Raw genomic sequence first — 12,907 nt, 5'->3', positions numbered from 1 at the left:
GATACTTTTGACATCGCTCGAAAGCCCAACCCGCACTTGGGGTTCGGTCAAGGCGTTCATTATTGCCTGGGCGCCAATTTGGCCCGGTTGGAACTGCGCGTGCTCTACGAGGAGCTGTTCTCCCGGTTCGGTGGCGTGCGGGTGGTGCGGCCGATTGAATGGGCCCGCAGTAATCGGCATACCGGGATCCGGCACCTGGTTGTGGAACTCCTCGAGGAGCGGTGACGATCCGACGCGCCGAGGTCGAGCCGACGCCGGACGTCTTCGCCGCGGTGATGGCGACCGGAGTTCTGTCGATTGCTGCGCACAACCACGGTTACAGCTGGATCAGTGATGCCCTGGGCGTCGTCGCCACCGTCGGCCTGGTGTTCTTGGCGGCCCTGGTGATCACGACAACCGTCGGCAGCCGGCAAAGGTTGCGCTGGGATCTGGCGGATCCCGATGTCACCCTTCGGTTGTTCACCTTCGTCGCCGCGTCCGCGGTGATCGACACCCGTTTGTCGTCCAATGTGTGGGTGCTGCGGGTGCTCGGCGCGGTTGGGCTTTCGTCCTGGCTGGTGCTGACCGGCCTCACCGCGCGGAATATGTTGGCGCGCCCCCTCTTGTCGCTGCGCGACCACGCCCACGGCGCGTGGGAACTGGGTAGCGTGGGAAGCTCCGGGCTAGCGATCGTGATCGCCCGGGCGGCGTACCACACCGGTCATCATTGGTGGCTGACGGCAGCCGTGGCCGTGTGGGTGGCGGCCATCCTCATTTACGGCCTGATGGCCTGGCTGATCCTGTGGCGGGTCGTCAACGAGCGACAGGACCGGGACGGATTCGAGCCGGACACCTGGATCCTGATGGGCGGCATGGCGATTGCGACGCTGGCCGGCGACAACATCCACCCCTTGGCCCCGTTCTGGCTGGCGGGTCCGGTGCGCCTCGTCACCGTCGTGACGTGGGTGATCGCCAGCCTGTGGATACCGCCACTGATCTACTTCAGCCTGCACCGGATCAGACGGCGCCCCAACATGTTGCACTTCGCCGGCGTGTGGTGGGCATTCGTCTTCCCGCTGGGCATGTATTCAGCGGCCAGCTACGCCATGGCGGTCGAGATCGGCCAGCGGTCATTGCTGACGGTTTCGCTCGTCTTCTTTTGGGATGCGTTGGCGGCGTGGCTCGTTGTCGTCGTCGCCGGGCTGTTGCGCCTCGGCCGCGCGCTGCTACAGCCTGCCAATCGAGATGCCGGCCGCGCGTAATTCGAGGGCGGCCAGGGCCCGGATGGTGGACGGATCCTCCCGGCGCCACCCACCCACCGGATCCGAGCTGACCGCGGTGAGCTTTCCAGGCGGTCTGTTCGTCAATGCCCGCAAGGCAAGGAGTTGCTCGCCGGCCGGGGTCGCGGCCAGCGCGGTGACCGTCAATTTGCGTCGAAAGAACCGCAGCCGCAGCAGAAGCCACGGCACGTCCGCCACGAGGATCGGGACGGCGGCGATGGCCATGGCCAGCAGGACCGCAAGCCAGCTGGCCGTGGAGTCCAGGTCGTGGCCCGCGCCGGCAAGGTCGAGCGCCGCCTGGCCGGCGGAGTTCAGCGGCTGACTGACCGCGTCCCCCACCAAAGGGATGTGCTGGGCGTCGCGGCCGGCCGACGTCAGATTGCCGGCGATGCCATGGGCGCCGCTTTCGACTTGCCGGCCGGCTTCGGCGATCGTCGACACCGCGTCGTAGACCGCCAGGCCGACGAGCAGCCAGATAGCGGTCCACAGGATCACGGCGAAGTCGCTGAGCAGCTGGGCCAGCAGCCGGCCGGGTCTGGTGGAGTAGGGCAAAAACCGCGGGGTCATAGTCTCGATCCCAGCACAGCTCCCGACACATGGCCCCCTCCCGGGTGCCCGATAGGCTGACCCGATGCGCCCTGCACTGTCCGACTACCGGCACCTGGCCAGCGGCAAGGTCCGCGAGATCTATCGCGTCGACGAGGAACATCTGCTGCTGGTCGCGACTGACCGGATCTCGGCGTACGACTACGTCCTCGACAGCACGATCCCGGACAAGGGCCGCATCCTCACCGCGATGAGCGTCTTCTTCTTCGGTCTGGTCGACGCCCCCAACCACCTGGCCGGGCCACCGGATGACCCACGCATCCCCGAGGAGGTCCTGGGCCGGGCCCTGGCGGTGCGGCGGCTGGAGATGCTGCCGGTGGAGTGTGTGGCGCGCGGTTACCTCACCGGGTCGGGATTGCTGGACTATCAGGCGACCGGGAAGGTCTGCGGCATCACCCTGCCGCCCGGCCTCGTCGAGGCCAGCAAGTTCTCCGAACCGCTGTTCACCCCGGCCACTAAAGCCGCGCTGGGCGACCACGATGAGAACATCTCGTTCGGCAGGGTGATCGAGTTGGTGGGCGGAGTTTATGCCAACCAACTGCGCGACCGCACGCTGCAGATCTATGTTCAGGCGGCCGATCACGCCTTGACGAGGGGAATCATCATCGCCGACACGAAGTTTGAGTTCGGCACCGATCGTGATGGCAATCTGCTGCTGGCCGACGAGATCTTCACGCCGGACTCCTCGCGATACTGGCCGGCCGAGGATTACCGGGTCGGGGTTGTGCAGACGAGCTTCGACAAGCAATTCGTCCGTAACTGGCTCACCAGTCCGGAGTCGGGCTGGGACCGCCACGGCTCGCAACCACCGCCCCCGCTGCCCGACCACATCATCGACGCCACTCGTGACCGCTATATCGATGCCTACGAACGCATTTCCGGCCTGAGTTTCGGCGATTGGATCGGCGCATGACGGAAACACGCGCCGGTGCGCAAGCGCCGCCCGTCGCCAAGCGGCAGGAGACCCGCCGCGAGCATCACGGAGACGTCTTCATCGACCCCTACGAGTGGTTGCGCGACAAGTCGGATCCCGAAGTCATCGCCTACCTCGAGGCCGAAAACGACTATGTCGATCAGATGACGGCCGATCTCGAACCTCTGCGGCAGAAGATCTTCGATGAGATCAAGGCGCGTACCAAGGAGACCGACCTGTCGGTTCCGACCCGGCAGGGCGACTGGTGGTACTACGCTCGCACCTTCGAAGGAAAGCAGTATCGCGTCCAGTGCCGTTGTCCGGTGAGCGATCCCGATGACTGGGATCCGCCGACCTTGGAAGAGGACACCGAAATACCCGGTGAGCAGATCCTGCTCGACTCGAACGCCGAGGCGCACGGCCACGAATTCTTCGCGCTCGGTGCCGCCACCGTCAGCCTGGACGGGAATCTGCTGGCGTATTCCGTCGATACCATCGGCGACGAACGTTATACGCTGCGCTTCAAGGATTTGCGCACCGACGAGCTATATTCCGACGAGATCGCCGACATCGGGGCGGGGGCGACCTGGGCGGCCGACAGCCGCACGGTGTACTACCTGACCCTGGATTCGGCCCATCGCCCCGACAAGGTCTGGCGCTACCGGGTGGGCTCCGGCGAGTCCTCCGAGTTGGTGTATCACGAGGCCGACGAACGGTTTTGGCTCGGCGTGGGCCTCACCCGGAGCGAGGCCTACGTGTTGATCGCATCGGGTTCCTCCATCACCTCCGAGTACCGGTACGCCGACGCCGCCGATCCGCGCGCACCGTTCACGGTCGTGCTGCCACGGCGCGAAGGCATCGAGTACGCCGTCGAGCACGCTGTGGTCGGTGGGCAGGATCGGTTCTTGATTCTGCACAACGAAGACGCGGTGAACTTCACGCTCACCGAAGCCCCGGTAAGCGCTCCGACCCAGCAGCGCACCCTGATCCCGCACCGCGACGACGTGCGACTCGACGGTGTAGATGCTTTCGCCAGCCACCTGGTGGTCAGCTACCGGCGCGAAGCGTTGCCCCGGCTCCAGGTTTGGCACATCGATTCCGGTGGGAATTACGATGAGCCCGAGGAGATTACGTTCGACTCCGAGCTGATGTCGGCCGGTCCCGCCGGTAATCCGAACTGGGATGCGCCGAAGTTGCGCATCAGAGCGGGGTCTCTGGTCACCCCGGCGCGGGTATACGACATCGACTTTGCCACCGGGGAACGAACCTTGCTGCGCGAACAACCCGTGCTGGGCGATTACCGCACCGACGACTACGTGGAGCGGCGCGACTGGGCCCTCGCGGACGACGGGACCCGGATACCGGTGTCCATCGTGCACCGCGCGGGTATCGAATTCCCGGCGCCGGCCTTGCTCTACGGCTACGGCGCATACGAGATATGCACCGACCCCAGCTTCTCAATCGCTCGGCTGTCACTGCTCGACCGCGGCATGGTCTTCGCCATTGCCCACGTCCGCGGTGGCGGTGAGATGGGCCGACCGTGGTACGAGCACGGCAAGCTGTTGGAGAAGAAGAATACCTTCACCGACTTCGTCGCTGTGGCAGGGCACTTGATCGACACCGGTGTCACCCGGCCGCATCAGCTGGTGGCGCTGGGCGGCAGCGCGGGCGGCCTGCTGATGGGGGCGGTCGCCAACCTCGCGCCGGATCTCTTCGCCGGCATCCTGGCGCAGGTCCCGTTCGTCGACCCGCTGACCACCATCCTCGATCCCTCCCTGCCGCTGACCGTCACCGAATGGGATGAGTGGGGAAACCCGTTGCAGGACAAAGACGTCTACTCCTACATGAAGTCATATTCGCCGTACGAGAATGTCGAGGCCAAGCATTATCCGGCCATTTTGGCGATGACGTCCCTGAACGACACCAGGGTCTACTACGTCGAGCCCGCCAAGTGGGTTGCGGCGTTGCGGCACGCCAACTTCAACGGCAGCCCGATCTTGCTGAAGACCCAGATGAACGCCGGACACGGCGGAGTCAGTGGTCGCTACAAGGCGTGGCAGGAAACCGCATTCCAGTACGCCTGGCTGTTAGCCGCCGCCCAAGGCCACCGCGACAGCTGCGGACAGGAAGACGACGTCGAGGGATAGACCCCCGTCGGTCACGAAACGTCGCGGGGGGTTACCGGCTTCCGCGGCAGAAATGCGGCAGGGATGATCGTGAACGCCACCAGAGCAACCGCCAGGACAAACACCAGGGTGTAGACCTGGGAGAGGTTATGCAGCACATGGCTGGCGAAATCCGGGGAGAGGGCCTGCCGTGGGATTGCCGACGGATCGATCGGCAGCCCGCGTTTGTCGGCTTCTTCCTGCAGGGAGGCCATTTTGCTGGCGGCGGCCAGGGTTTCGTCGGTAGTGAACTGATTGGTCAAGACCACTGCCATCAAGGCGGCTCCTATCGAGCCGCCCAGCTGCTGGTTGACGCTTACCAGCGTGGTACCCCGGGCGATCTGTTGCGGGGCGAGTGACTGCATGAGCGCCGCCGAGAGCGGCGTCGTGGTGCAACCCACACCGAGGCCGGTGATCATCAGACCGGCGAGCAGTATCGGCGAATAAGGCGCCTGCCTAGCCACGCCCAACGTGAAGATGCCTAGGCCTATGGCCATTACCGGGAGGCCAAGCAGCACTATCTTGCCTGCGCCGTATCTGTCCATGTACACCCCTGCGATCGGCAGGGTTATCAGGGCGCCGAGTCCCACCGGCGCCAAGTGCAGCCCCGCCTGCATGGGCGTCTCATGCAATACCAGTTGGAAGTAGCTAGGTATGAGCAGCGTGGCGCCGACTGAGGCGGCGGCGAATACCAGCAGCGTCACGTTGACCTCGGTGACCACCGGGTTCTTGAACAGCCGAAGGTCGATAAGCGGGTGATCCGTGCGGTAACGGGCGTGGAGTACGAATGCGGTGATGAGCGCCAGGCCGATGGCCGCCGGTATCAACACGTAAGGGTTGGCAATCGTGTGTCGTCCGGGAATGGACGACACCCCGCATAGAAATATCGCCACTCCAGGGGACAACAGCAGTAGCCCGACAACGTCGAGTGCTTCCGAGGGGGACGGCCGGTCTTTCGTAAACAGGATCGCGGCAAGGACGAATGTGACCAGCCCAATCGGCAGATTGACCAGGAAGATCCATTTCCAGCCGTAGGCGTCGATCAACCACCCGCCCAGTATCGGTCCACCGATTGGCCCGAGCAGAATCGGAATTCCCCCGACCGCCATCAGGCGGCCGACCCGCTTCGGGCCCGCCTCGCGAGTCAAGATCGTCCAGCTCAGCGGCAAGAGCATGCCGCCGCCAATACCTTGCAGGACCCGGAAAACGATGAGAAGCAATATGTTTGGCGCTAGCGCGCAAAGCAGCGAGCCAACGGTGAACGAGAGAATCGAGCCCATGAAGAGTCGTTTGGTTCCGAACCGATCGGCCGCCCAACCGGTTATCGGAATTACAGTCGCGAACGCCAACATGTAGCCGGCCATCGTCCACGAGACGATGGCCTGAGTCGACCCGAATTGATCGATGAAGGTGCGTTGCGCCACGGCGACGACGGTGTTGTCGAGAATCGCCATGATGCAGGCCAACCCGCAAACCCCGGCGATACGGAGCAGCGCGGCATCAAGCTTGTCGGGGTAGTCACGTGCGGCGGCGTCGTCCAACTCCCCGGTGTCAGCGGTGGACACCAGAGCGTCGGACAAGCCGGAAGAGGCCTTCTGCATTGTGTCGCCGAGCATAGCGATATCGGTACCCGCAAGCGGACGCTTTTAGGCGTTTGGCCCGGTCGACGCCGCTAATCCGCTGCATAAGGGCGTTTTCGGTCGTCGTCCCGCAAACGAGCCCGGTCGCGCACCGAGCTCGTTCTGTGGTCGTTCAAGGCGTCCCGCATGGGGGCACGTGACCGGCAGAATGGGCACGGCGCAGTAGTGGTGGTTGACCGCCGTCGACGCCGCCCGTTCGTCGTGGTGCGATTTGCTGGAAAGCGAATTGTGCTACTCACCGACGGTTTGGGTCGCCGGCTTTTTCGGCAGAAAGGACGCCGGAATGATGGTGGACACCACCAACACCACCGCTATCACGAACACCGTCGTATAGGCGTGGGAAAGGTCGTGCATAACGTTGCTCCAAAAGCCGGCGTCCAGCGTCTGCCGCGGTAGTGCGGACTGGTCGACAGGCACCCCGCTGATGGCGGCTTCCTGCTGTAACGCCGCAAACTTGTTCGCGGCGACGATGTTGTCACTGCTATTGAACTGATTGGTCAGGACCATCGACATCAGCGCTGTGCCCATCGACCCGCCCACTTGATGGCTGACGCTCATCAGCGTCGTACCCCGGGCGATCTGGTGCGGGGTCAGGGCCTGCACCGCAGCGACCGACAGGGGCATCATGGTGCAGCCCATGCCGAGGCCCATGATCGCCAAGCCGATCAGCAGCGTCGGCAGGTAGTCGGCCTGCCTTGCGACGCCGACCGCGAAGGTGCCCAGGCCGGCGGTGATCAGCGCGATTCCGACCAGCACGATCTTGCCGGGCCCCTGGCGGTCCACCAACGGCCCGGTCAGCCGCATCGTCAGCATGGCGCCGAGCCCCTGGGGGATCATGCGCAAGCCGGCCTGCATCGGCGTCTGGTGCAGCACCTGCTGAAAGTAACTCGGCAGCAGCAGGCCGGCGCCGAAGAAGGCGGTGGCGAACACGACCATCGTCACATTGGCGTGAGTGAGCACCGGGTTGCGAAACAACCTCAGATCGATGAGGGGGTGGTCTGCACGGCGCCATGCGTGTGCGACGAACCCGGCGATCAACCCCAGGCCGATGGTCGCCGGTATCAGCACGCGGCGGTCGGCCACCGTCCCGCAATGCGGGACCGATGACACGCCGAACAGGAATGTCGCCAGGCCCGGGGACAGCAGCAGCACGCCGACGAGGTCGAAGGTTTCCGACCGCGCCGGGTGGTCCCGGGGAAAGATGATGGTCGCGAACACGATGGTGATGAGTCCGATCGGCAGGTTGATCAGGAAGATCCACCGCCAGCTGGAGGTGCCGATGAGCCAGCCGCCCAGGATGGGGCCACCGATCGGGGCGAGCAGCATCGGGATGCTCAGGATCGACATCAGGCGACCGAGCCGCCGAGGGCCCGCTTCGCGGGTCAAGATCATGAAACTCAGGGGCAACAGCATGCCGCCGCCAATGCCTTGGGCCACCCGAAAGACGATGAGCTGCAAGATGTTCGCGGCCACCGCGCACAGTAAGGAGCCCAGCGTGAACGCCAGCACGGAGCCCAGGAAGAGTCGCTTGGTGCCGAACCGGTCGGCCGCCCACCCGGTGATCGGTATCACGGTCGCCAACGCCAGCGTGTAGGCGGTCATCGTCCATGCGACGACGGCCTGTGAGGACGCAAATTGGTCGATGAAGGTGCGCTGCGCGACGCTGACAACGGTGACGTCCACGATCGCCATCACCGTGGCCAGGATGCACACGCCGGAAATCCGCAACAGTCCGGCGTCCAGCTTGTCGGGATAGCTCCGCTCACCCTCGCCCGGCTGCGGGGCGGGGACGTAGGGCAGCGGAGTGTCGGCCGCTGCGTACGGGGCCTGATCCATGGCGTTGCTTAGCATATCGAACCGATTCCGCCGCCGGAGCCCGCAGGCCCGTGCTGCGCGGCGTGGATCGGCGGGACCTGCGGTATCGATATACGCCTGCCGTCTGCGTGTCCTTCACCATTCCGACACCTGAGATCGTCAAACTGCGGGTGTGGCTGGAAAACTGATCGTTTCCGTCTCGGGGATTGGCGAACGCACCCTGACTGACGTCGAGGCGTTCTGCGCGCAAATGGACGCCCGCAACGTGCCGGTGTCGCTATTGGTGGCTCCGCGGCTCAGCGGTGACTACCGACTCGACCACGACCCGCGCACCGTCGAATGGTTGACCGACCGGCGGTCCGGCGGCGATGCCATCGTGCTGCACGGCTATGACGACGCGGCCACCAAGAAGCGCCGCAGTGAGTTCGCGATCCTTCGGGCACATGAGGCCAACCTGCGACTGATGGCTGCCGACCGGGTGCTCGAGCACCTCGGGCTACGCACGCGGCTGTTCGCGGCACCCGGCTGGGTGGTGTCCCCAGGAGTCGTCAAAGCGTTGCCGGAGAACGGTTTTCGACTGCTCGCCGACCTCCATGGCATCACCGACCTGGTTCGGCACACCACTGTACGCTCCCGGGTTTTGGGCATCGGGGAAGGCTTTCTCACCGAACCGTGGTGGTGCCGGATGGTGGTGCTGTCCGCCGAGCGGATCGCCCGGCGCGGCGGAGTGGTGCGGGTCGCCGTCGCCGCTCGTCACCTGCGCAAACCGGGCCCGCTGCAGGCGATGGTGGACGCAGTCGATCTGGCGCTGATGCACGGCTGCGCGCCCGCGGTTTACCGCTGGCGGCGCGACAAGGCAATTCTCGACGCGGCCTGACCAAACGTCCCCTGAACTCGCCTGGCGCGGGCACTACCCTGGTCCGACATGAGCGATTCTTCGGCCGCGGGGTTCGGCGCCGACGCCATCATCGTGGGAGCGGGGCTCTCGGGGTTGGTGGCCGCCTGCGAATTGGTTGACCGGGGCCTCCGGGTGCTGATCGTCGACCAGGAAAGCAGCGCCAACCTGGGTGGGCAGGCATTCTGGTCGTTCGGCGGCCTGTTCTTCGTCGACAGCCCCGAGCAGCGCCGTCTGGGGATCCGCGACAGCCACGAACTCGCCCTACAGGACTGGCTCGGTACCGCGGCGTTCGATCGGCCCGAGGACTACTGGCCACGCCAATGGGCGCACGCCTACGTCGATTTCGCCGCGGGAGAGAAGCGCCGTTGGCTGCGTGACCGCGGGCTCAAGCTCTTCCCGTTGGTGGGTTGGGCCGAACGCGGCGGGTACGACGCGCAGGGACACGGCAATTCGGTGCCGCGCTTCCACATCACCTGGGGCACCGGGCCCGCTCTAGTCGAGATCTTCGCCCGGCAATTGCGGGACCGCTCGACAGTGCGCTTCGCGCACCGCCACCAGGTCGATGAGTTGATCGTCGAGGGCGGCGCGGTGACCGGCGTCCGGGGCACCGTGCTGGAGCCCTCGGCCGCACAGCGGGGCGTGGCGTCGTCACGAACGCCCGTGGGGCACTTCGAGTTCCGCGCTCCCGCGGTGATCGTCACCAGCGGCGGCATCGGCGGCAACCACGAGCTGGTGCGCAAGAATTGGCCCAAGCGGATGGGCCGCATTCCCGAGCAATTACTCAGCGGCGTGCCAGCACACGTCGACGGCAGGATGATCGGCATCTCCCAGCGGGCCGGTGCGCGGGTGATCAACCCCGACCGGATGTGGCACTACACCGAGGGCATCACCAACTATGACCCGATCTGGCCGCTGCACGGGATTCGCGTCATTCCCGGCCCGTCGTCGCTGTGGCTCGACGCCACCGGTAAGCGGTTGCCCGTGCCGCTATATCCCGGTTTCGACACCCTCGGCACGCTGGAATACATCACCAAATCCGGGTACGACTACACGTGGTTTGTGTTGAACGCCAAAATCATAGAGAAGGAATTCGCACTCTCCGGGCAGGAGCAGAATCCCGATCTGACCGGGCAGAGCTTGCGTGAGCTGCTGCGCAACCGGGCGCGCTCCGGACCGCCGGGGCCGGTGCAGGCGTTCGTCGACCGGGGAGTGGACTTCGTCAGCGCAAACTCGTTGCGGGAGTTGGTCACCGGGATGAACAAGCTGCCCGATGTGGCGCAGCTGGACTACGCCACGGTGGAGGGCGAGGTGACCGCTCGGGACCGGGAGGTGGCCAACAAGTTCAGCAAGGACGGCCAGATCACCGCCATCCGCGCTGCCCGCGGCTACCTGGGCGACCGGCTGGGTCGGGTGGTGGCACCGCACCGGCTGACGGATCCGAAGGCGGGCCCGATGATCGCGGTCAAGCTGCACATCCTGACCCGAAAGACGCTGGGCGGCCTCGAAACCGATTTGGCTGCCCGCGTGCTGAAAGCCGACGGCACACCCCTGAACGGGCTGTACGCCGCCGGCGAGGTCGCCGGCTTCGGCGGGGGCGGCGTGCACGGCTACCGCGCCCTGGAGGGCACGTTCCTGGGTGGTTGCATCTTTTCCGGCCGGGCCGCCGGCCGCGGCGTCGCCGACGACATCGCTTAGCGCGCTTGGGCGAGCAGACGCAAAATCGCACTGAGGGGGCGGAGATCGTGCGATTTTGCGTCTGCTCGCGCTAGAACTGGACCGCGTCCTCTTCGGGGAGCACCTGGAAATCGGTGGTGGTCATCTCGGTGAGCCGGCCGTAGTAGATGCCTCGCGCATCCGGGGCGATGATCCCTTGGTGGATGGGCACCGCGCGCGCCGGCGCCACCGCGCGCAGGTAGTCGACGGCCTCGGCGATCTTCATCCACGGGGCGGCCGCCGGTGTCGCCAATACATCGACCGGCTCGTCGGGTACGAACAACGCATCACCGGGATGCATCAGCTTGGCGCGATGATCGCCGTCGCCCACTAGGAACGAAATGTTCTCTATCACAGGGATTTCAGGGTGAATGACGGCGTGTTTGCCGCCGACGGCGCGAACCGCCAGCTCACCGATCCTCAGCTCGTCACCGACGTGCACCGCCTGGCACTGCGCGCCCAGCTGGGTGGTGGTTTGCGGATCGGCGTAGAGCGCGGCGTCCGGGTTGCCCTCGAGCAGCGCCGGCAGGCGGTTGACGTCTACGTGGTCGGGGTGCTGATGGGTGATCAGGATCGCCGATAACCCCGTTATGCCCTCAAAACCGTGCGCGAACGTTCCAGGATCGAAGAGCAAGCGGGTGTGGTCGAATTCTGCGAGTAGACAGGAATGGCCGAAATGCGTCAGCTGCATGACTACGATTGTGCCCCGACGGGGGTGATGCCGATGCGGGTGATCCTGGCGACCATGGTGGTGGTCGGCGGCCTCGCGGTTGCCCTCGTCGTCGCCGTGCCCGCACACGCCGAGCCGCAGGCCTGTCCGCCCGTGTGCGACCAGATCCCCGACTCCGCGTGGATCCAGCGCCACGCCGTGCCGCTGGATTCGGTGTACGGCTGGCCCGCGCTGGCGGGCCTGGCTGCGCAGGTGACCGGCGCGGCGCCCGGCCCCCGATTCCGCTTCGAGGAGGTGTGTGCCACACCGCCGGTGCCGCGGGATCCTCGCGATTCGGCGGTCGTGGCGCGCGCCACGGTGGCTCACCCGGACGGGCAGTGGCAGTTGCAGGCGCAGATCCTGCACTGGCGCGGCGATACGGCCAGCGGCGGGGCCATCGCCGCGTCGGTGTTCAGCAACGCCGTCGCCGCGCTGCGCTCCTGCCAGCAACGGGCGCCGTTGCAATCACCATCGGTCACCAGCGACGAAACGAACCGGATGGCCGCGGTAATCAGCGGTCCGGTCGTCGTGCATACCTACCTGCTCGCTCACCCGGCCAGCAGCACGATCAGCGAGCTCACGCTCTGGTCGTCGGGAGCGCCGCAGGTCCCCTGGCCGGCAATGGCCGACGACCCGGTGCTGAACGCCATGACCGCGCCCCTGTGCGAGGCCTACATTGCCTCGTGCCCGTAGCGGTCGAGCTGCACTTTCGCCGGTAGAGTTGGCGCGAAACAAACCTGAGGAGGAGCGCCGGTGGGCCGGGTAGTCGTTCATGTGATGCCCAAAGCGGAGATTCTCGACCCGCAGGGTCAGGCGATTGTCGGTGCGCTGGGCCGACTCGGTCATCCGGGGATCTCAGATGTCAGACAGGGCAAGAGATTCGAACTCGAGGTGGACGACACCGTCGACGACTCGGTGCTTGCCGACATAGCGGAGACGCTGTTGGCGAACACCGTGATCGAGGACTGGACGATCAGCCGGGAGACCAAGTGACGGCACGAATCGGCATCATCACCTTTCCGGGGACCCTGGACGACGTCGACGCCGCCCGGGCGGCACGGCATGTCGGCACCGAGGCGGTCAGCCTGTGGCATGCCGACGCCGATCTCAAGGGCGTCGACGCCGTGGTGGTGCCCGGAGGTTTCTCCTATGGTGACTACCTGCGGGCGGGGGCAATCGCCAGGTTCGC

Annotated in this window: 13 protein-coding genes; 9 read left to right on the top strand and 4 right to left on the bottom strand. The window is 65.7% G+C overall.

The features are described 5' to 3' along the window. Both A5678_RS09715 and A5678_RS09710 read left to right on the top strand, forming a co-directional pair. Positions 1-225: cytochrome P450 (locus tag A5678_RS09715; protein WP_156746838.1), on the top strand; the 225-nt coding region annotated here is incomplete at its 5' end. Continuing rightward, a complete protein-coding gene (locus tag A5678_RS09710; protein WP_068041336.1) occupies positions 222-1,241 on the top strand; it encodes a tellurite resistance/C4-dicarboxylate transporter family protein in 1,020 nt (339 codons plus the stop codon). The genes A5678_RS09715 and A5678_RS09710, both read left to right, overlap by 4 nt. On the opposite strand, the gene A5678_RS09705 is transcribed toward A5678_RS09710, so the two are convergent. Next, positions 1,206-1,826, bottom strand: a complete 621-nt coding sequence (locus A5678_RS09705; RefSeq protein ID WP_068041334.1) for a hypothetical protein — start codon at positions 1,824-1,826, stop codon at positions 1,206-1,208. The genes A5678_RS09710 and A5678_RS09705 overlap by 36 nt on opposite strands. Positions 1,827-1,890: 64 nt before the next feature. Between A5678_RS09705 and A5678_RS09700 the strand changes: the two genes are divergently transcribed. Together A5678_RS09700 and A5678_RS09695 are read left to right on the top strand one after the other, a co-directional pair. After that, positions 1,891-2,778 carry a phosphoribosylaminoimidazolesuccinocarboxamide synthase gene (locus tag A5678_RS09700; RefSeq protein ID WP_068041331.1) on the top strand — a complete coding sequence of 296 codons (888 nt, stop codon included), beginning with the start codon at positions 1,891-1,893 and terminating at the stop codon, positions 2,776-2,778. Continuing rightward, positions 2,775-4,925, top strand: coding sequence for a S9 family peptidase (locus A5678_RS09695; protein WP_068041329.1), 2,151 nt, complete (start codon positions 2,775-2,777; stop codon positions 4,923-4,925). Before A5678_RS09700 ends, A5678_RS09695 begins: the two co-directional genes overlap by 4 nt. A gap of 11 nt (positions 4,926-4,936) precedes the next feature. On the opposite strand, the gene A5678_RS09690 is transcribed toward A5678_RS09695, so the two are convergent. Together A5678_RS09690 and A5678_RS09685 are read right to left on the bottom strand one after the other, a co-directional pair. Continuing rightward, positions 4,937-6,559, bottom strand: a complete 1,623-nt coding sequence (locus A5678_RS09690) for a DHA2 family efflux MFS transporter permease subunit (protein WP_068041327.1) — start codon at positions 6,557-6,559, stop codon at positions 4,937-4,939. Between the two features lie 255 nt (positions 6,560-6,814). Next, the gene (locus A5678_RS09685; protein WP_068041324.1) at positions 6,815-8,434 is read right to left on the bottom strand and encodes a DHA2 family efflux MFS transporter permease subunit; all 1,620 of its coding nucleotides are present in this window, start codon (positions 8,432-8,434) and stop codon (positions 6,815-6,817) included. A gap of 136 nt (positions 8,435-8,570) precedes the next feature. Here A5678_RS09685 and A5678_RS09680 point away from each other — a divergent pair, with 136 nt between their 5' ends. After that, positions 8,571-9,275 (top strand): DUF2334 domain-containing protein, encoded by a 705-nt coding sequence (locus A5678_RS09680; protein ID WP_068041322.1) that lies wholly within the window; start codon positions 8,571-8,573, stop codon positions 9,273-9,275. A gap of 48 nt (positions 9,276-9,323) precedes the next feature. Beyond that, positions 9,324-10,991 (top strand): FAD-binding dehydrogenase, encoded by a 1,668-nt coding sequence (locus A5678_RS09675; RefSeq protein ID WP_068041319.1) that lies wholly within the window; start codon positions 9,324-9,326, stop codon positions 10,989-10,991. 70 nt (positions 10,992-11,061) lie between these two features. Here A5678_RS09675 and A5678_RS09670 read toward each other — a convergent pair whose 3' ends face one another. After that, entirely contained in the window at positions 11,062-11,700 is a 639-nt protein-coding gene (locus A5678_RS09670) for an MBL fold metallo-hydrolase (protein ID WP_068041340.1), read from the bottom strand. On the opposite strand from A5678_RS09670, the gene A5678_RS09665 reads away from it, so the two are divergent. The 3 genes from A5678_RS09665 to A5678_RS09655 form a co-directional block, all read left to right on the top strand. Continuing rightward, entirely contained in the window at positions 11,677-12,411 is a 735-nt protein-coding gene (locus tag A5678_RS09665) for an ATPase (protein WP_068041317.1), read from the top strand. The genes A5678_RS09670 and A5678_RS09665 overlap by 24 nt on opposite strands. Before the next feature lie 60 nt (positions 12,412-12,471). Beyond that, positions 12,472-12,711, top strand: a complete 240-nt coding sequence (purS, locus tag A5678_RS09660; protein WP_066955000.1) for a phosphoribosylformylglycinamidine synthase subunit PurS — start codon at positions 12,472-12,474, stop codon at positions 12,709-12,711. Beyond that, positions 12,708-12,907: phosphoribosylformylglycinamidine synthase subunit PurQ (locus A5678_RS09655; RefSeq protein WP_197502087.1), on the top strand; the 200-nt coding region annotated here is incomplete at its 3' end. The genes purS and A5678_RS09655, both read left to right, overlap by 4 nt.

It is taken from the genome of Mycobacterium sp. E2733 (genome assembly GCF_001667585.1).
Taxonomy (GTDB): Bacteria; Actinomycetota; Actinomycetes; order Mycobacteriales; family Mycobacteriaceae; genus Mycobacterium.
This window is presented reverse-complemented; position numbering and strand designations above follow the sequence as displayed.